Source organism: Brevibacillus sp. 7WMA2, from assembly GCF_010748895.1.
Taxonomy (GTDB): Bacteria; Bacillota; Bacilli; order Brevibacillales; family Brevibacillaceae; genus Brevibacillus_B; species Brevibacillus_B halotolerans.
Genome location: NZ_CP048799.1, coordinates 5,298,508 through 5,314,200, shown reverse-complemented (window position 1 = coordinate 5,314,200; position 15,693 = coordinate 5,298,508). Strand labels below are relative to the sequence as shown.

23 protein-coding genes are annotated in these 15,693 nt (G+C 42.5%); 1 reads left to right on the top strand and 22 read right to left on the bottom strand.

Features of this window, described 5'->3' with window-relative positions:
- Position 1: 1 nt before the first annotated feature.
- The 9 genes from GOP56_RS23050 to GOP56_RS23010 are packed head-to-tail and all read right to left on the bottom strand — an operon-like array spanning position 2 to position 6,754.
- Positions 2-274 (bottom strand): hypothetical protein, encoded by a 273-nt coding sequence (locus tag GOP56_RS23050; protein ID WP_163246747.1) that lies wholly within the window; start codon positions 272-274, stop codon positions 2-4.
- The gene (locus GOP56_RS23045) at positions 274-555 is read right to left on the bottom strand and encodes a hypothetical protein (RefSeq protein ID WP_163246414.1); all 282 of its coding nucleotides are present in this window, start codon (positions 553-555) and stop codon (positions 274-276) included. Before GOP56_RS23045 ends, GOP56_RS23050 begins: the two co-directional genes overlap by 1 nt.
- On the bottom strand, positions 548-1,141 hold the full coding sequence (locus GOP56_RS23040) for a putative phage tail protein (protein ID WP_163246746.1): 594 nt from the start codon (positions 1,139-1,141) through the stop codon (positions 548-550). The genes GOP56_RS23045 and GOP56_RS23040 overlap by 8 nt, the downstream gene beginning before the upstream one ends.
- Complete coding sequence (locus GOP56_RS23035) at positions 1,138-1,965, bottom strand: baseplate J/gp47 family protein (RefSeq protein WP_163246745.1); 828 nt, start codon at positions 1,963-1,965, stop codon at positions 1,138-1,140. The genes GOP56_RS23040 and GOP56_RS23035 overlap by 4 nt, the downstream gene beginning before the upstream one ends.
- On the bottom strand, positions 1,953-2,381 hold the full coding sequence (locus tag GOP56_RS23030) for a DUF2634 domain-containing protein (RefSeq protein ID WP_163246744.1): 429 nt from the start codon (positions 2,379-2,381) through the stop codon (positions 1,953-1,955). Before GOP56_RS23030 ends, GOP56_RS23035 begins: the two co-directional genes overlap by 13 nt.
- Complete coding sequence (locus GOP56_RS23025) at positions 2,381-2,635, bottom strand: hypothetical protein (protein WP_163246743.1); 255 nt, start codon at positions 2,633-2,635, stop codon at positions 2,381-2,383. Before GOP56_RS23025 ends, GOP56_RS23030 begins: the two co-directional genes overlap by 1 nt.
- 5 nt (positions 2,636-2,640) lie before the next feature.
- On the bottom strand, positions 2,641-3,585 hold the full coding sequence (locus tag GOP56_RS23020) for an XkdQ/YqbQ family protein (RefSeq protein ID WP_163246742.1): 945 nt from the start codon (positions 3,583-3,585) through the stop codon (positions 2,641-2,643).
- A gap of 14 nt (positions 3,586-3,599) precedes the next feature.
- Positions 3,600-4,166 (bottom strand): hypothetical protein, encoded by a 567-nt coding sequence (locus GOP56_RS23015; protein ID WP_163246741.1) that lies wholly within the window; start codon positions 4,164-4,166, stop codon positions 3,600-3,602.
- On the bottom strand, positions 4,163-6,754 hold the full coding sequence (locus GOP56_RS23010; protein WP_163246740.1) for a phage tail tape measure protein: 2,592 nt from the start codon (positions 6,752-6,754) through the stop codon (positions 4,163-4,165). The genes GOP56_RS23015 and GOP56_RS23010 overlap by 4 nt, the downstream gene beginning before the upstream one ends.
- Before the next feature lie 58 nt (positions 6,755-6,812).
- Between GOP56_RS23010 and GOP56_RS23005 the strand changes: the two genes are divergently transcribed.
- Positions 6,813-7,031 carry a hypothetical protein gene (locus GOP56_RS23005; RefSeq protein ID WP_163246739.1) on the top strand — a complete coding sequence of 73 codons (219 nt, stop codon included), beginning with the start codon at positions 6,813-6,815 and terminating at the stop codon, positions 7,029-7,031.
- 204 nt (positions 7,032-7,235) lie between these two features.
- Here GOP56_RS23005 and GOP56_RS23000 read toward each other — a convergent pair whose 3' ends face one another.
- The 13 genes from GOP56_RS23000 to GOP56_RS22940 are packed head-to-tail and all read right to left on the bottom strand — an operon-like array spanning position 7,236 to position 15,675.
- The gene (locus tag GOP56_RS23000) at positions 7,236-7,616 is read right to left on the bottom strand and encodes a phage tail assembly chaperone (protein WP_163246738.1); all 381 of its coding nucleotides are present in this window, start codon (positions 7,614-7,616) and stop codon (positions 7,236-7,238) included.
- Positions 7,617-7,628: 12 nt separating this feature from the next.
- A complete protein-coding gene (locus GOP56_RS22995) occupies positions 7,629-8,081 on the bottom strand; it encodes a hypothetical protein (protein ID WP_068791894.1) in 453 nt (150 codons plus the stop codon).
- Between the two features lies 1 nt (position 8,082).
- Positions 8,083-9,420 (bottom strand): phage tail sheath subtilisin-like domain-containing protein, encoded by a 1,338-nt coding sequence (locus GOP56_RS22990; RefSeq protein WP_163246737.1) that lies wholly within the window; start codon positions 9,418-9,420, stop codon positions 8,083-8,085.
- The gene (locus GOP56_RS22985) at positions 9,421-9,612 is read right to left on the bottom strand and encodes a hypothetical protein (RefSeq protein ID WP_116335475.1); all 192 of its coding nucleotides are present in this window, start codon (positions 9,610-9,612) and stop codon (positions 9,421-9,423) included.
- Positions 9,605-10,057, bottom strand: coding sequence for a hypothetical protein (locus tag GOP56_RS22980; RefSeq protein WP_163246736.1), 453 nt, complete (start codon positions 10,055-10,057; stop codon positions 9,605-9,607). Before GOP56_RS22980 ends, GOP56_RS22985 begins: the two co-directional genes overlap by 8 nt.
- Positions 10,057-10,539 carry an HK97 gp10 family phage protein gene (locus GOP56_RS22975; protein ID WP_254068519.1) on the bottom strand — a complete coding sequence of 161 codons (483 nt, stop codon included), beginning with the start codon at positions 10,537-10,539 and terminating at the stop codon, positions 10,057-10,059. The genes GOP56_RS22980 and GOP56_RS22975 overlap by 1 nt, the downstream gene beginning before the upstream one ends.
- On the bottom strand, positions 10,529-11,140 hold the full coding sequence (locus GOP56_RS22970) for a phage head closure protein (protein WP_163246735.1): 612 nt from the start codon (positions 11,138-11,140) through the stop codon (positions 10,529-10,531). The genes GOP56_RS22975 and GOP56_RS22970 overlap by 11 nt, the downstream gene beginning before the upstream one ends.
- On the bottom strand, positions 11,137-11,691 hold the full coding sequence (locus GOP56_RS22965) for a head-tail connector protein (RefSeq protein ID WP_082457715.1): 555 nt from the start codon (positions 11,689-11,691) through the stop codon (positions 11,137-11,139). The genes GOP56_RS22970 and GOP56_RS22965 overlap by 4 nt, the downstream gene beginning before the upstream one ends.
- The gene (locus GOP56_RS22960; RefSeq protein WP_163246734.1) at positions 11,615-11,968 is read right to left on the bottom strand and encodes a hypothetical protein; all 354 of its coding nucleotides are present in this window, start codon (positions 11,966-11,968) and stop codon (positions 11,615-11,617) included. Before GOP56_RS22960 ends, GOP56_RS22965 begins: the two co-directional genes overlap by 77 nt.
- Positions 11,969-12,019: 51 nt before the next feature.
- Positions 12,020-13,438 carry a phage major capsid protein gene (locus tag GOP56_RS22955; protein WP_163246733.1) on the bottom strand — a complete coding sequence of 473 codons (1,419 nt, stop codon included), beginning with the start codon at positions 13,436-13,438 and terminating at the stop codon, positions 12,020-12,022.
- Positions 13,439-13,441: 3 nt separating this feature from the next.
- Entirely contained in the window at positions 13,442-14,257 is an 816-nt protein-coding gene (locus GOP56_RS22950) for a head maturation protease, ClpP-related (RefSeq protein WP_163246732.1), read from the bottom strand.
- Positions 14,254-15,483, bottom strand: coding sequence for a phage portal protein (locus GOP56_RS22945; RefSeq protein ID WP_163246731.1), 1,230 nt, complete (start codon positions 15,481-15,483; stop codon positions 14,254-14,256). Before GOP56_RS22945 ends, GOP56_RS22950 begins: the two co-directional genes overlap by 4 nt.
- Positions 15,484-15,675 carry a hypothetical protein gene (locus GOP56_RS22940; RefSeq protein ID WP_163244160.1) on the bottom strand — a complete coding sequence of 64 codons (192 nt, stop codon included), beginning with the start codon at positions 15,673-15,675 and terminating at the stop codon, positions 15,484-15,486.
- Positions 15,676-15,693 lie beyond the last annotated feature (18 nt).

Sequence of the window (15,693 nt, the reverse complement as noted above, 5' to 3'; positions counted from 1 at the left end):
ACTATACCACCAACCTTTTGTTAGCCTCGTCGTACCAGCCTTCTGTCAAACTCACGTCATTTAAAGTCACAAAATTTTCGAAGAACACATTCCCTGTAAAATTATTAAACAGTGCATCTTTAATCGTCTGCACCTCGATCTGTAAGGCAGCAATCGCTACCATATGCTGTTCCAGTAGCTTGTGTGCATCATCTATCCCTTTCTCCCATCGATTAATATCTGTCTCCATGACAGGATCATCACCCTGCCAGTCAAGCTTTGCTTGGTACGGCATTACTCTTTCACTCCTCTCACTTCAAATTCGAACCGAAATTCCAACGATTGATCGTCCAGCACATCTATGTTCGCAGTCCTTTCAGTTATGGGATTCCCTAAATCGTCCAATAGCTTCAAAGAGGACACTTTGGTTATTCCGATCACTGGTTCTGTGATCACAATGACATTACCCCCCTCCTGCTTGATAGACCTCAATTGGACAGTTTGGTTATTTAATATAAGGGTAGACGCTCTCTTTGCCAAATCCTCTACAACCCTTTCCAAATAGGCTTTATCCATCAATAATCACCTCATTTTGATATTTAAGAGGGGTCATGCGAACTCGAAACTCATGAACCTTGTGATATCTCCGCTGATTTACTTTGATAGTCTCAACGAACTCAATTCGATCATAGCTTGCTAACTGCGGCATAAAAACATGGGGAACCCGCTTTCGCTTATGAATATCATGTACCCATGAAGCAATGTCATATATGGATTGTAACGGGACAGAAATATAGAAATAACCTGTATCTGGGCTTTCTGTTATCTCAATTCGGTCCATTCCATCTGGTGAGATAAATAATTGAGTTATTTCTTTTGCCATAGCAGGAGTAAATGGATTAACCTGTCGGTACTTTGCAATTACTCTCGCCCGTCTCGTCTCATAGGAATCTCCAAACTTGGGAGCAACTTGAAACATGTATTCCCAAAACACCAAGCCCCATGTTGCTGTTTGGATATTCATTTGTTGCTCCAGATCTGTTTTCTTACCTCGCTGGTAATCTATTTCCCCACCAGCTCCATCAAAATGTTGAATAGCAGCTATGTTTTCATACCAGTAAGGCGGTAAGCACTCCCTATATCTCTCTGGAATCATCGTCATATCGCTGTCACCGTTACCGATTTGATAATAGGAATCGTAGCAAAGGATATAGGGATATTAGCTTGACCCTCGTTTAACTGGACCTCACTATAATCAATGACACCTGGTACTTTAAACAGACGATAAATCTCGGAATATAATATTTTTGTTTTCTGAGCAGAAACATAAGCACGTATATTGCTTTCAATCTGTGCAATAGTGGCGGTAAGATCGGTTGTATACTCCCATTCGAGCAATTTACCTGAGACAGTAATTTCAATTATTGGAGCAGGCTTTACAATGATTTTATCGTTCATATGATGCTTACCTTCTAAAGCCAAATGGTTTTGTACAGCTTTAATTAGTTCCTCACTTGCTGGCATCCCGTCTTGACTGATCAAAGCAATGTGAACAGTGTTTGGCGCTTCCCCCCAAATAAACGGATCGCCTACATTAACGACTTCTTTTATCCATCGTTTGTAGTCAGATTCAGCGCCTCTCCCCTCTTCAGAGGCCGCCTTTTCCATTAATCGTTGTAAATACAAATCGTCTGGTTCATTTTCTTTTCTGGATAAGACTAAAAATACTCCCCAAGCATCCAGAAATTCCCCATCAGACCAAGGTAAAAACCACTGCAAGAAACGGTATTCATCTAATTGCTGTTGCTCGGAAATTTCCATAGCCAAAGGATATTGAAAATCGTAGAAAATTTCTCCTTCCTCTTCTGACGGAGGGATTTCTCCACGAGACAAAGCCATGTCTCTCGCTCTGTTATACATACGTTGATAAATTTCATCCGGAGATTCTCTAAGGACGGGCATGTCCGGTTTTTCTAGCGTTGCCATATGTCAATCACCGCCTTTGTTCTTCCTCTTATTCCTTCGATCTGGACCGTGAAAGCAATCCTACTTTCCTTTTGGCTGATATTCGTAACCTCTGCACCTTCAATTTCTGAATGAGCTTCCAGCGCATCCTCGGTCTCTCGCCTGATAATAGCTAACGGCACATGTTTTGGTAGCTTCCCGATATGTTCAAAAAAATCTACTCCCACTCGGTCCGTGTAAATCTTGTATTGGAAGCGCTTGGTATGCAGAATTTTTTTCGCAATCTCTTCTAAATACTCCGCATAATTACTAGTCTTTACATGGCGACCATCCGCTCCTTTGACAAGCTGCCTAGTAGACCAATCCATTTTATACGTCCATGGAGTCGTCTCTTTTTCCTCTTTCACTTCCCTGTCTTCTTCAAATACTGGAAACATTACCGCACCTCCCCTAGCACCAAATATTGACCATTGGTGCATCGCATTAAAGCGTACTTTGCCCCCAATTGAAGTTCTGTGAATAGCTCATCCTTAAAAAATACTAGATCATCCTCCACCTCTTTTAGAGGCGCAGGGTCCTCATCCAATTTAATGACCACAGGAGCATAGCTTTGTAGAACACCAAATTCAATCTTGGTATCACTTATGCCACTTCTCGCTTGGGTAATTAATCGATTAATCGCTTGTTGCATAGGCTTTACCTACTTTCCAAGGAAAGGTCCATCGTGTATTCCATTCCTTTGCTTTGAGCAGAACTAGACGTTACAATCCACTGTGTTTGTTTCCCATTCCGCTCCAAGATATCCACACGCCAGCCAGCTCGTAGTTTAGCAATTGCCGGATCGGTAAAACGAACGGTTATTTCACGAGTGCGTGATACCTCTGATAATTTTTTTAGTTGATTATTAGCTATTGCAGCTAGGTTATCGTCCTTGCCAGCTTCAATGATTTTTTGCATGCGACCATACCTTTTGACAGCACCACTATTTTCTTTACTGACACTGCTGGCCAACTTATCATCCTTATAGCGTTGTACCGTAACAACTGTATAAAGTTCTTCCATGCTTTCTCCCATAGAACTAGCTTCTAGCATTGCCGCTTTAAATACAGGGACATAAGGATTATTTCCCTCAGCTAGAACCTTTAATTTATCCCGCTCGTGCTGAACAAAATATCGGATTCCCGTTTTGTCGTAGGCTTCTTCTGTGAGCTGCGTGTATAAAGAGGTATAAGACTGCGTACTCATACGCTCCTTTAGCCTGCAACCAAAAGACGGGCACTCAAAAGAGATACCCGCCTCTTTTATGATTCTTCCTAGTTCTTTACCTACATCTCCATTGATGTATGGTCTTTGTACGTCATTCTTCTGCAAATACCAGGACAGCTCATAAGCTGTAACGCTTACCTCCCCCGTCTTTTCATCTCGATTCCACTCTACAACGGGTCCATGAAAAAATTGGTCTCTGACCTTCTGTTCTTTGCTAAACAGCATTAAATACCCAGCGACCCCAAGAGGTGGAGCGTTACGTATTTTTGCTTGGCATACCTGAGCGATTTGACCTCTTGATGAGGACCATGTCATCTCTGTTACCGCAGGGGTAAGATCAATCCGATCAGATCCACGGCCGTAGATCATTTTCATGTTCTTTCACCACCTTATTTCGGTATATTTTTGTTTCGTATACGATCACGTTTAATCTGTTGAATGGCAGAACTCATGAAAGATAAACTTTTCTTTCCTTTTTTTCCGCTAGTATTTGCTCGCGCCTTTTGTTGCTTAGCAAATACCTTGGGTGGAGATAGTAAGTCTTTGTTATTAGACCACTGTAGAAACTCATCCTTAATAAAAATAGGGAATTCAACAGAGCCGTAAAAGTCTCCGTTAATTCCCTTAAATGTCCCGTCAATCGGGCCAATATAAACGTTCCAAGCTAAATTTAATTCTTCAATGGTCAGAAGAACCTCTTTCCCATAAATTCGATCTATACCCGCCAACCATTCTCGCGGGCCTGGATAGCCTTCCACTTCGATTAAGGGTGATTCTATATCTCCCGGAAGCCAAAAATCAAAAGAGATAGATTTGGCACGATAGGCAGCTAGTCTATTTTTTGAGACAAGCGAAATACTCGTTGTAGTTTCTGTATCATTTCCATATCCGTTCATTTGCACCTCGGCTGGTGTTACCGGAAACGTTAGCCGATACTTTCCTTGCATACGAATCATGCTTTCCCTCCTCCCGTCTCATAGGCATTCACAAAAGCAGTTTCAATAATGCGTTTAACTTCATTTGTTACAGTTGGATCTCGCAATAATTTAATAAGACCTGAGACATCCTGTAGGACACCAGCCGCATTCAAAGTTATAGGTAAACTAGATACGGTTAATGCTGTTAGTTTCGGCTTTTCTTCCTCCTTCTTAGCAGCTGGCGATTGGGTCGGAACGGATAACTTTTGTGCATAATCTTTAACCTGACCATCCCACCATTTTTTAATGTCTGGCGAATATTTATCAAATAATTGGGAGCCAACTTGCCCCATCCCGGTATTCATAACCATCTTTTTGACAGAGGTTTCTAAAGGTTTGATAACGTCGCTAAATGACTTATCTTCTGGAACAGGCATCCCGTTTTTAATGGCATAATCTTTGACTTGCCCCTTCCACCACGTCTTGATACCAGGAGAGAATTTGTCTGCTAATTGAGAAACCGTTTGACCCATGGCTGTTTTCATGGCCATTCCCTTTAGAGGATCAACGATTGAACCTATCATTTCCTCTTTGGATCTGCTTGGTCCTGTATCAGGCGGTTCTTCTTTCCCGAACCACCAGTCTTTGGCTTTATCAAACAATTCGCCGCCACCCCATGCTCCGATAGCAGAACCAATTAAAGCCCCAGCTCCTCCAATGGCGGCCCCTACAGCAGTGCCGATACCTGGGACAACTGATCCTACAATGGCACCTGTAACAGCGCCACCTACGGCCCCTCCAAGTGCTCCACCACCTATTTCGGCTCCCATTCTGGCTAACGACGTGACCTTATCCTGATCACTATCATCTGAAGCTAGAATCAAGCCCACACCAGCAGCAGTGCCAATGTACGGCAATTTTTTAGCGATAGAACCACCAACACTTTTTATCCCGCCTACGGCTTTACCTCCGAAATTCTTTGCCTTATCCCACATTCCTTGTTTGGCAGGTTCAGAACCGTAAAACGCCAGCCTTTTTGCATCTTCGGGTGATAGTCCCCTCGGCACAGACTTATCTCGTTTAAAGGGATTCCAGCTTCTTTTCTTTCCTTTTCCTTTTTCTTTCTTGTTTTTCCGTCCATCCGAATCAAAATCGAAATCTCCACTACCACCAGCAGCCCTTTTTAAAGCCTGTGCTGCCATCATTTGCATTTTAGCTGATCGGATCAACATGTAGCCGCTACCTAATAAAACGCCACCTGCACCTGCTAATTCTAAACCGATACGTGTGGTATCGCTTAATCCATTAAACTTTTCAGCAACCCACCCTGCTGCTTTACTTAAACTAGTCAAAGCTGGCGTAGCATCTTTAGCTAATTTTGCTCCAAAGTCCATAACTGCTTGTTTTGCGTTATTTTGAGCCTGCTGGTATTCAAATAAGGGGTTGCTATCAACAGCTAGCTTGTATGCTTTGTCAGCTTCATTGCTGGCTACCTTTGATTTTAGTTCCCCTGTAGAAATTTTACCTGCGACCTGTAAAAGTGGAGCAAAGTGTTTCGCTAAGTCTTCGCCTGGTCCCGCTCCCAACTCATTTAATACTTGTTGACGCATATTCTTATCTTCAATCGTGGCTACGGCCATCATCAAACGTCCCATGGCAGACTTGTTATCTGCCTCGTTGTCTGAATGGAGCAGCTCGTTGACAATCTCTGCTTCCGATTCTGCTTTTTTCTGTGCGTCTTCGGACTTCATTCCTCCGGTTTCAAATCCAGTTTTCAATACGTTGGTTAAATCACCTTGGTTCGTAAACTTTAGCGAAGCTTCTTTTAAAGCATCGAGTGCCTTATCGTCCGACCATACCCCTAGCTGTCCTATTTCGCCTACTAACGTAGCTAGCTTTTCAGGTGTATCTAAAAATTTACTGGTTTGAACCGTGTATTCAACAACTGAATCGACAAACTCATCTTTAAAATCCACTAAATTATTTGACATATATTGAATGGCATTTGCCAGTCTTTTTGGATCATCAACTTCCATACTTTTGGACATTACACTTAGCATTTTCAAGTGTTCATCAGATGTATATTTGGTCGTAACACCTAATTTAGCCGCTTCCTCGGCATAGGCTCCACCCTTTTTCCCGTTTAACTGCTCACTTCTTGATTGAATCGCCATTGATTCTTGGAGATTCAGATAAGGATTCATATTTACTAGTTCTTTTGAACGTTTATCGAAAGCTTTTATCTCTTCTTGGGTTTTCCCTTTCGCGGCATAAAGTGCCCTTTCCCTAAACGCTGCTTGTAAATCAGTCATGATACCACCAGCGCCTGCCCCAATCGTAATACCTGCTGCCAGTCCGGCCAAGCCCATTAATTGTTGTCTTACATCAGCAATACCTTGGGACGCTTTATCATCCAGTTCAACTTTCGGTCTTGCTTTCACACTTTGTAGGCGTTTCAAATCGGATCGCAGACTATGAATCTCTCTTTCCATTCGTTGGGCTTCTCGTTTAAAACCTCTTCTCATTCCACCAAAGGAATGACTGGTTCGATCTGTTTCTCGTCTCATCCGGATTAATTCCGGTGATATCCTATCCCTCGCCTCAAATAACGCTGTTACTTTTGCCAAGTTGCTCACCTCCTGATTTATTCATTATGGTACAATTTGGATATAAAGGAGGGGTATCATGGAATTTTGGAGGATTATACCCACAGCTTTCTATCAACTCTTTCGCCTTATCGTTTTTCTTGCGCTACGGTTTGGTATGTTACTCTTTTTCTTTATCATCGCTTTCCTGTTATCGTTTATCCCTATGTTACTGTTTGGATGGGGACCGGGACCAAGTATTGGTACCATGTTCGGAATCGTACTACTTGTGTACATTGGATACCGTATAAATACATAGAACCTTCTCCCCAGCCCCCATTTGCTCGGGAGAAGGGGAGAAGCTACTTTTCTCCCTCTTCTTGTGATTGCTCAATCATCTGACAAGCCATAATAAAAAGCTTTTGTTTATAACGATCTACTTCGTAATCAACGATTTCCGATGGAAGGCCTCTTCCATTTAAAAAAGCCTGGGCAACGTGCCAAGCCTCCGCATCGGACTTAATTAGTTTTTTGCTTCTTCCACTGCATCTGCTTCGTTATTGCCACTGTTTATATTTCGTACAGCTTCTAGGAGAGCAGTGTAACCATTCGGATTGCGGTCAAACAATTTAGCAGGTAATTCAAATTTATCCCCCGCCCTATATGCCTTCAATAGCTCCGGATCATTCCAGTTGAAATCATGTTCGGTTGACTTTACAATGCGAGCATCGTTATACCGATACCAGTCGAACTTATCCCCTTTATCTGCTTCCCGTTCACAAAGCCGGTTTTCAGTAAGCGTCAACTCTCTTACCTTCCAAACGTCACCATCTATAACAATCTCTATTTCTTTGCGTCGCTCAACCTCAGATGCTTTAGATAAGAATTTCTCTAATTTTGACATGTTCTTGTCCTCCTAGTCTTCCATATATTCAGGTAATCTATCAAGGAAATCAGGCTTCTTGTTACTACGTCCCTTTATTTCATAAGTAGCATTATCGTTACCGTCGGCCTTCGCTTCCCACAATGTTATTTCTTCAGGATTTAAGTAAATGTCACTGATACGGACCCGTTCAATGTTGTCATTCTCTTTATCCACAGATTCCCCAATCAACTGTGGAATAATTGGTGTTTTTCCTTCCGTAATCAAGTCTGCACAAAAATACTTTAATGCCGAATTAACCGATGAAACACGGAGAGTCACTTCGATGTGCCAAGAATCAATGGTCTGAACAGAACCTTTTTGCAGACGTTTCACGTCTCCGTACTCCGTTTTCAAGGCGGCTTTGCCTTCTAACGCCCCGTAGATCGGATCGCCGTTCTCGTCGTAAACTTGGCAATTCTTTAATTTAATATCGCTCTGGCGCACGTTATAACACCTCCCACTCTACGTCGAAAATTTCAATGGCGTCTAACGGTTTGGCAGCTAAAAGGAATCCGCGCTTATCCCCTTCACCATTCTTTTTGTCCTCGAATATCCAGCCTGTGTCAATCGCGCCTTGTGACTCACGAGCTTCGAGATAGGTTTTTACTGCCCCTACGAAGGTAGCTCCACCAATATCGTTATTATTCAATTTACCTTTATACTTTTTGCCTACAGAGGTAATGTCATTTACAATCTGGTCAATCGTCATCGAAACACGAATTTTCCCATAATCCTCACGCTCATTCTCTTTCAATGTGGTTAGAGTGTTGATCGCACTTTCAATTAAGTACACGTCACCGTCCCGAACAGCAATCAATGTACCAGAATTAAGTGCGTTTTGAATTTCGGTATGTCCCCAATCCTTTGCCGCTCTCTTCATAGGTACGAGCTGAGCCGTTAACGAAATATGAGCCGGAGTAGCCGCAATCATGCCAGCTAGCCATGCGGCCCATTCTAGGCTTCCGTAGGTCTTACCGTTATTATGTGTACCAGCAATAGCGCAATTGACAATCCGACGTGAGTTGCTCGCGATAGAACGTTCTATATGAGCGTCCATTCGCGTGTCTTGATCTACTTTTCCACCAATAACAAGTGTGCTGCGTTTTCGTGTGAATTTTTCCCTGTCCAAAATGTACTGCTTGGCGACTGCCTGTATAGCTGGATCATCAGACGGTAGATAAAGGACATCAAAATTAGCACCGTCAATGGCAAGGAACAGAGAAGTAAAGTCTTTAGGCTGTAAATTACTTGTACCAGACGTACCACCTGTTAATGCTGTGAGAGCAACGTCTTCTACAGGTTGATCTCCTACCTTTTTGACACGAATGTAAATAGATTGATCTGTTTTCTTTAGTAGCTCTTCCACAGTAGCAAAGGAATATTTTTCAGTCGTAATGATTCCCTTCACTTCCAACTCTTTTTTACCTGGCTCGGCAGATGACGGACTAATCGAAATAGCAATTCTGTTGCCTGTTAATCCTGGATATCGTGATTCGATAGTAAGGGAGTCAGCTTGGGTGTATGTAGCAACTTTTTCAGTCCCGTTTGTGATTCGATAGGAAATGATCGTTGCCCCGCCTTCAGCCGCTAATTCAACTGTTTCTACAGAACCAAATAACTGTGAAGTTCGCTCCTCGTACCCCTTCATGGTCACTAGTTGATTGGGTGCTCCCCATTCTCCTTGATAAGGGACAAGCACCACACCACTTTTGGGTAAGATGCGTTCTTTCGCTTTCGCTTTCAGCAATACAACGACTCCTGGACGCTCGCGTTCAATGGCCATCTACTTTTCACCTCGATATCTCGCAAGTTTTTCTTTTACCTGATCTTCTGTCAAAGCTTCTGCGTCAGGGACATAAAAAAGAGCACCGACTAGTTCAAAGCGTTCTGCTTTTACCTGTCCTGCGCTCTCAATCCAATCCTGTTTTAATCGTCGGATGGCTGTATCTTCTCGTTGCTCTTTTGCTTTAGCCATGATATCCCTCCTCTACCTCGAAGGTATTAATCTTTTCAACTTTTTCTCTTGGTACAGTGAGTAAATATTCAAAGCGAAAAGTAATTTCTGTACGATCCTTTTTGCTGTTGTTTACCTCCAGAGTACTTGGGTTAATATCAATCAGTAGACCATCCGTTTTCCCCCGATAACTGTACTTTTCTTTTCGGAGGATCGTTCTCAGTGGTTCGGATGAAATGGTTTTATAGTAGCCATTCTCCTTGGGGTAATGAATCACAATACCGGCGTCTGCTATGACTCGATAAGTAGTTAAACTGTTGGCTTTTTCCGTCACGGATTGCGTTTCGATAAAAGCAACAGGAGGTTCGAAGGAACCGGATAACCACTCTTCGAGATTAACAATGATGGCAAGCTCAGGGTAAGCTTGATTAACTAAATCTACTAATGTAGAAAGGTCTTTTTCCACTATCCAAGCACCTTCTTTAACTCTTTTGATAATAAGTCTTCCATTAATCCTTGAATGCCACCTTGGAAGCCTTGGAGTGTGATATCTAAATAATTTTTACCAATGAAGCTACGTGGCTTCATCCATACACCTGTCTTTGCATTTCGATCATAGATGAATTTACCGCCTTCAAAGCGCCCTGGTACGAAATGCCCTTTCTCAATCGTATACCCATCATTTAAAAGTCGTGGGACGAAGTAACTAGCTCCTAATTCAAGGGTAAAGGAGTTACGATCAATGTCCATAATCCAAACGTTACCCCTTTTTCCTTTCATAAAAGCTTTCATTGATTCACCGCTATCAACAAGCCCCATCTTTTTAATTTGCTGCCGTAACATCCGTAAGAATACGGTACCGATACGTCGAATGATTTTCTTTTCAATCCTTTTAATATCTTTATCTTGTAGCATTCTGAGTCGCTTTTGTAACTGGTTAAAATCCATTCTCTGCACCTCGTTTATCTTGGTGGGCAGTAATTTCTAAAAAGTGTTTACCTTGATTAGCATCGACAACGAAAAAATCACCTTCGCTAAGTAATGTTACGGTGTCTCCAGCTTTTATATCTTCACTTAAATCGCAGATAAGCTTGGCTTTTTTACCCCATTCGACAGGTTCATTGTCAAAGCGTTTAAAACTATCCTCTATGGCTGTGATGCATGCTTTAATCTCACAAGTAACAGGATTATCCATGGTGACTATATTACGTTCATCTTTTACTGGAGCTTTTCTAAGAACCTTAATTACATCGATGAGAGGAAGCAGCTCTTCGCAAATCAGCTCCAATTCCTTTTGCCTTTCTGTTGGATCAATAATGGACTCAACGCTAAATAGCCTATCTTTGTAGATAACCCTCATCGTAGAAGTGAGCCCTTTTCGGTAACGAATCCTAATTCGATGGGTAATAGACTGCTCCATATCCGGACGTTCTAATTTTTCCTTTGCGCTGATTGGTTCAATGGACGACCATACCTTTGCACAATCTTGAAAAATAAGCCCGCGTCGCTCCTGAATCGTAATTCGATGTCGCAAAGATCCTATTCTCATAGAGGTGATATCCTAGTTGGTCTTAATAGGGAATAGACTACCGCAGGAACGTCCTCTGACTCAGGAAATTCGAATCGATGCGCAACAAATATTTTTATCGCTTGTTTCACTCTTTCAGGTATGTCGGTAGGATCTCCGTATCCCGCAACAAATTGTATCCGTACCCCGTTAATAGGCTGAAGAGTCACAGAAGGCCACGTTTTTCCATGTGCTAAAACTATGCGCCCTGGTTCTGAATAGTTATCCACGATATAGTTCTCAGGCCCCCAGGCTATTTGGTTCCCGTCTTTATCTATGAATGTGATACCTACCACCTCTTGTAATGGAGGTTTAGGAATCTTGATGTAGGATTGTGGGAAATGATCAAATGTTATCTCCCACGCTTGAGTGATGTAAGCTCGATTCTGGTAGATTTCACAGTGCTCTACAGCTGCTTGAATAAGAGAGGGGATCACGTCATCAAACTCGTTGTCATCAATCCTCAGATAAGCTTTCATTTCCTCCAAGGTTATCGGTTCCTGCGTCGGTTTCACTACTAATTTCATCGCCATCACTCTCACCTGCTTTTAGAGCTTGTAAAGCCTCTATCGCTTTTTCTCTTCCTCGAATCTTTTCACCATTAGGCAATTCGTAATACCCTCCACCTAATTTGACTAATCCTTCGACTTCATCCTCATGTGTTTCGTTCCCTCTGTCGCTGATAACAAGTGCAATTTTGGCCCTTTCAGCACGTGGTTCATCTGCTTCGAAAATGGAGCCAGCAGGTATGATTTTGCCCGTCATTTCGTCAATGAAATCGGCTATTACGTCGTATTTTTTAGTGGACATGTCTCATCATCTCCGTTTTTTAATATGAAAAAGGAGCCCCAGAAGACTCCTCTACACTTTCGGTACATCTAATTCAACGTAAGGACTAACTTGTGTGACACCATCTTCAAGTGTAAGTGGTTCAATAACCCAAGGTTTCCCGTCTACATTCCAAAATGCTTTGATAACTGTTTTATTGTCACGGAAAAGCACATGCTCAGATGCGGCAATGAATGGGCCAGATCCATCTTTAATGAGGTAGTAAGAAATATCTAAGAGAGCTAAGTCTCCCTTCTGTCCCAACGGTTTTGTCCGGCCAGTGAAGCGAATAGGGATTCCAGCTAGTGTACTTGGGATTCCTTTTGTTGCGTCACCTTGAACAAAGATATACCGACCTGCTCCGTCCTGCAATGTCATGAGTTGAGGTAACGCTGATTGATGAGCTACCCACATCGCTTCGCCGATAGAATCAGGAAGTAGTTTTGCAAGCATGTATACAATGTCGACATACGAAATTTTGTTTGCAGTTTCTCTGTTTACTGCTAGTCCGCCCTTTGCATTTAAAATTCCTGTAGGTTTACCTACTCCATTTCCAGTTAAAAAGGCGATATCTTCGGCAGCGTCCATTGCTTTTGTTAAGAGGCTACTGATAAATCTGTTTGCTGACTGCCAGTTTCGCAATAGCTTATCAGTGACAACCGTACTGGCTGCAACCTCATTCGGTTGAAGAGTAATTTCGTCCAATTCTCCGCTAGTATCTGGCTTTGTCTTTCCTTCTCCAATCCATTTTACTTCCACACCCCCGTATACACCTTTTGATCCTTGGTCTAAGGATGGAAGAGTGATTTTTGCATCAGGCGGATCTCCAGCAGGCAATACATTAGCTCTTGGACGGACAATGGTTGTCTCAGGGTTGATTTGTAATACTGTATTGGGGCGGTATTGCTGCGGTAAAAATGATTCGGCTCCGCCTTCTCCACCCATTGTCCACTCATTTCTAAAAGACATCAATTGGTCATGGAATGCTGGTGGAACTTGTTTGCCTCCTCCATCTCCCTGTCCAGTTGCTAGAGCTGATAAACGTCCTTTATCGTCCCCGAAACGAAGCGCATGAACAAATTCTCCAAAATTAGAAAAACCGCCATCGTCTTTCGGTGTATCTTGCACGGAAGTCCCATATAATGCGCTTGGACGAAAAGGAGTTACTGGTGTTCCTAATTCTTTTGTCCGAGTGGCCACAATGCTTTCACGGCGTGCCATCTTTTGTCGAGCCTCAATTTTACTATCCATTTCTAAGATTTCTGATTCCAACGCTTCAAATTCTTGGTCTTCTTCCTCCGTTAAGTTACGGGACTCTTCAGATTTAGCAAGCGTTATAATGGTTTCTTGACGTTTAATTTTCTCCGCACGCATCTGTAACAATTCTTGCACGGTAGACTCGCTGAAGTATTGAAGATTCATGGGAAAAAGCATGTTTTTTTGTTTTTCCATCGTTTAAAACCTCCGGTGATTGTTATTTTTAATCCTTTTCTCATATAAAGAAAGCGACCTTATCGGACGCTCTGTTTCTGGGGGTGTATTTGCTTTTTCTTTTTCTGCTGAAGCATTAGCAGTTAATAAATCTTGAGGAACATTTTCGTATTTTCTTATCAAATCCATTTGTTGTCCGTTAATTACGCACTTACCGTCAGTTAGGCACGCACTAATTTGCTTATCTTCATCAATTACATCCGCAAACCCTAGTTCAACGGCTTTTTCTGCCGTCAACCATGTGTCTACCGCTAACATTGGTAAAAGAACATCTCGATCTATACCTGTTTTTTCTTGATAGGCTGCAATCATTCCCTCTTTTGCAGCGTCCAAATCATCTGCTCTTTTCCGTAGCTGTTCCGCATTGCCGCTAATATATGTCCACGGCCCATGGATCATCATACTGGCATTTCGTGGCATGTGAATGATGTCACCAGCCATTGCAATAACAGTCGCAATTGACGCCGCTATTCCGTCAATGTGGACAATTACTTGTGCTTTGTGGCGTTTTAGCATGCTATAGATGGTTTGCCCTGCAAAAACATCTCCGCCATCTGAGTTGATATAAACATGTAACTCCGAAATATCATCGCCTAAAGCATCAAGTTCCGCTTGAAACGTTTTTGGCGTCAATTCATCGCCCCACCACGAGTAATTTTCAATAGTCCCGTAAAGATAAAGTTCTCCTTTATTCTGATTATTGACTTTAAAGGACCAGAATTTGGGACGGGTTTTATCCTTTTTCTTATCTATCTCTGCTCTGATTTCAGAAACACTCATTTTACTGTTTCACCTCCTTTACTAGCTGCCGCTGTTACTGGAATCATGTTTCCATTAACTAAATATTCCTGTCCTTCTGGCCCATCGATCGGATTCATCCCTTCCAAACCGCGCCAAGTGTCAGCATTGATAACGCCGTTTTGTCTCATAATTGCCAAGCCTTCTTGCCTACTCTTGTAGTCACCACGCAAAAGACCAGAAAGGTTGAATCTTGCATAATACCCTTTCTCACGTTCTTCTTTTGTGAACAGCTTCCAATTAATCGCTTGCTCCCATCTGGTGATGTACGGGAGCATCGTGTGCTGAACAAATTCTATGCCTTGATGCTCGATATTTGAGAAAGTGGCTCGCTCCAAATTTCCAATCATATGGGGCGGCACGCGAAATAACCCGCCTATTTCATCACGGGTGAATTTTCTTGTTTCAACAAATTGAGCATCCGTAAGTGGCATCGGGATTCGACTAAACTTCATCCCTTCTTCTAAAATAAGGGGCTTCCATGAGTTAGCCATTCCTGATCCTTTCTCCTCAATCCATGTCTGTAAGCGTTTATATGCATCATCGCTCAACGCATTCGGATGCTCTAAAACGCCCCCAATATTCATACCTTGACCATAGAATCTGGCTGAAAACTCAGAAGCAGCCATTCCGATCCCGATAGATTCAGCAGCCATTCGGATAGGACTATAGCCTTTGATCCCGTCAAATCCGAAACCTGGTATGTGAAAAACTTTTTCAATCGGAAAAACTTCTACCTTCCCCCGATCAACAATGTGATATTCAATTTTTCCAGTACTTGGGTTACGTTTTGGATCAACCATATGCCAATCTATAGGGTAGAGGTCAACTGCCTGTCCTTTATTGTTGTGCGTAATAATCGAGTAGCAGTTACCGCTTAATGTAAGATGGCCCATTGATGCTTCACGCCAGGTCTGCGTTGTCATTTCGTCATTAGGGAGGTCATGGATAAGTTCATACACTGGGTGATCTTGAGCTTTGTCACTTCCGCCGTCTGATCTTGTACGATGGACAGACAAAGGGAGACTGCCCAATGTCTCAGCCAGTACACGAACACACGAATAGACAGTAATGTACCGAAGGGCTGTCTCTTCATTAACAGTTACCCCCGATAAAACCTGTTTCCCACGTAAAAACGACCTGACATCACGCGTAAAATCATTCATTGAGTATGGTCTTTTATCTACTAAATCTGTGAAAAGTCCCATTTATCGGCCCTCTTTTCTTGCTGGCAGACCGACAAACAGCACCATTAATCCACAGATTATCCACATAGAGGGTGGGTAGACTTGCCAAAGTCCATACCCAAAACTAAAAAAACCTACCAACAGGCAGGCTTCTCGTGCATTTTCAACTGTAATTTTCGGTCTTTTTTCCAGTATTTTAGAGAGAAAACCCACAAAACTGCCTCCTTTCTA

What these genes read in the sequence shown, in the direction of transcription:
- GOP56_RS23050 (WP_163246747.1), bottom strand. Translation starts at nt 274, where the DNA reads ATGCCGTACCAAGCAAAGCTTGACTGGCAGGGTGATGATCCTGTCATG.
- GOP56_RS23000 (WP_163246738.1), bottom strand. Translation starts at nt 7,616, where the DNA reads ATGTCAAAATTAGAGAAATTCTTATCTAAAGCATCTGAGGTTGAGCGA.
- GOP56_RS22985 (WP_116335475.1), bottom strand. Translation starts at nt 9,612, where the DNA reads ATGGCTAAAGCAAAAGAGCAACGAGAAGATACAGCCATCCGACGATTA.
- GOP56_RS22990 (WP_163246737.1), bottom strand. Translation starts at nt 9,420, where the DNA reads ATGGCCATTGAACGCGAGCGTCCAGGAGTCGTTGTATTGCTGAAAGCG.
- GOP56_RS22965 (WP_082457715.1), bottom strand. Translation starts at nt 11,691, where the DNA reads ATGGCGATGAAATTAGTAGTGAAACCGACGCAGGAACCGATAACCTTG.
- GOP56_RS23005 (WP_163246739.1), top strand. Translation starts at nt 6,813, where the DNA reads ATGGAATTTTGGAGGATTATACCCACAGCTTTCTATCAACTCTTTCGC.
- GOP56_RS23025 (WP_163246743.1), bottom strand. Translation starts at nt 2,635, where the DNA reads ATGCAACAAGCGATTAATCGATTAATTACCCAAGCGAGAAGTGGCATA.
- GOP56_RS22950 (WP_163246732.1), bottom strand. Translation starts at nt 14,257, where the DNA reads ATGAGTGTTTCTGAAATCAGAGCAGAGATAGATAAGAAAAAGGATAAA.
- GOP56_RS22955 (WP_163246733.1), bottom strand. Translation starts at nt 13,438, where the DNA reads ATGGAAAAACAAAAAAACATGCTTTTTCCCATGAATCTTCAATACTTC.
- GOP56_RS23015 (WP_163246741.1), bottom strand. Translation starts at nt 4,166, where the DNA reads ATGATTCGTATGCAAGGAAAGTATCGGCTAACGTTTCCGGTAACACCA.
- GOP56_RS22945 (WP_163246731.1), bottom strand. Translation starts at nt 15,483, where the DNA reads ATGGGACTTTTCACAGATTTAGTAGATAAAAGACCATACTCAATGAAT.
- GOP56_RS23030 (WP_163246744.1), bottom strand. Translation starts at nt 2,381, where the DNA reads ATGTTTCCAGTATTTGAAGAAGACAGGGAAGTGAAAGAGGAAAAAGAG.
- GOP56_RS23045 (WP_163246414.1), bottom strand. Translation starts at nt 555, where the DNA reads ATGGATAAAGCCTATTTGGAAAGGGTTGTAGAGGATTTGGCAAAGAGA.
- GOP56_RS22975 (WP_254068519.1), bottom strand. Translation starts at nt 10,539, where the DNA reads ATGGATTTTAACCAGTTACAAAAGCGACTCAGAATGCTACAAGATAAA.
- GOP56_RS23035 (WP_163246745.1), bottom strand. Translation starts at nt 1,965, where the DNA reads ATGGCAACGCTAGAAAAACCGGACATGCCCGTCCTTAGAGAATCTCCG.
- GOP56_RS22960 (WP_163246734.1), bottom strand. Translation starts at nt 11,968, where the DNA reads ATGTCCACTAAAAAATACGACGTAATAGCCGATTTCATTGACGAAATG.
- GOP56_RS22970 (WP_163246735.1), bottom strand. Translation starts at nt 11,140, where the DNA reads ATGAGAATAGGATCTTTGCGACATCGAATTACGATTCAGGAGCGACGC.
- GOP56_RS23040 (WP_163246746.1), bottom strand. Translation starts at nt 1,141, where the DNA reads ATGACGATGATTCCAGAGAGATATAGGGAGTGCTTACCGCCTTACTGG.
- GOP56_RS23020 (WP_163246742.1), bottom strand. Translation starts at nt 3,585, where the DNA reads ATGAAAATGATCTACGGCCGTGGATCTGATCGGATTGATCTTACCCCT.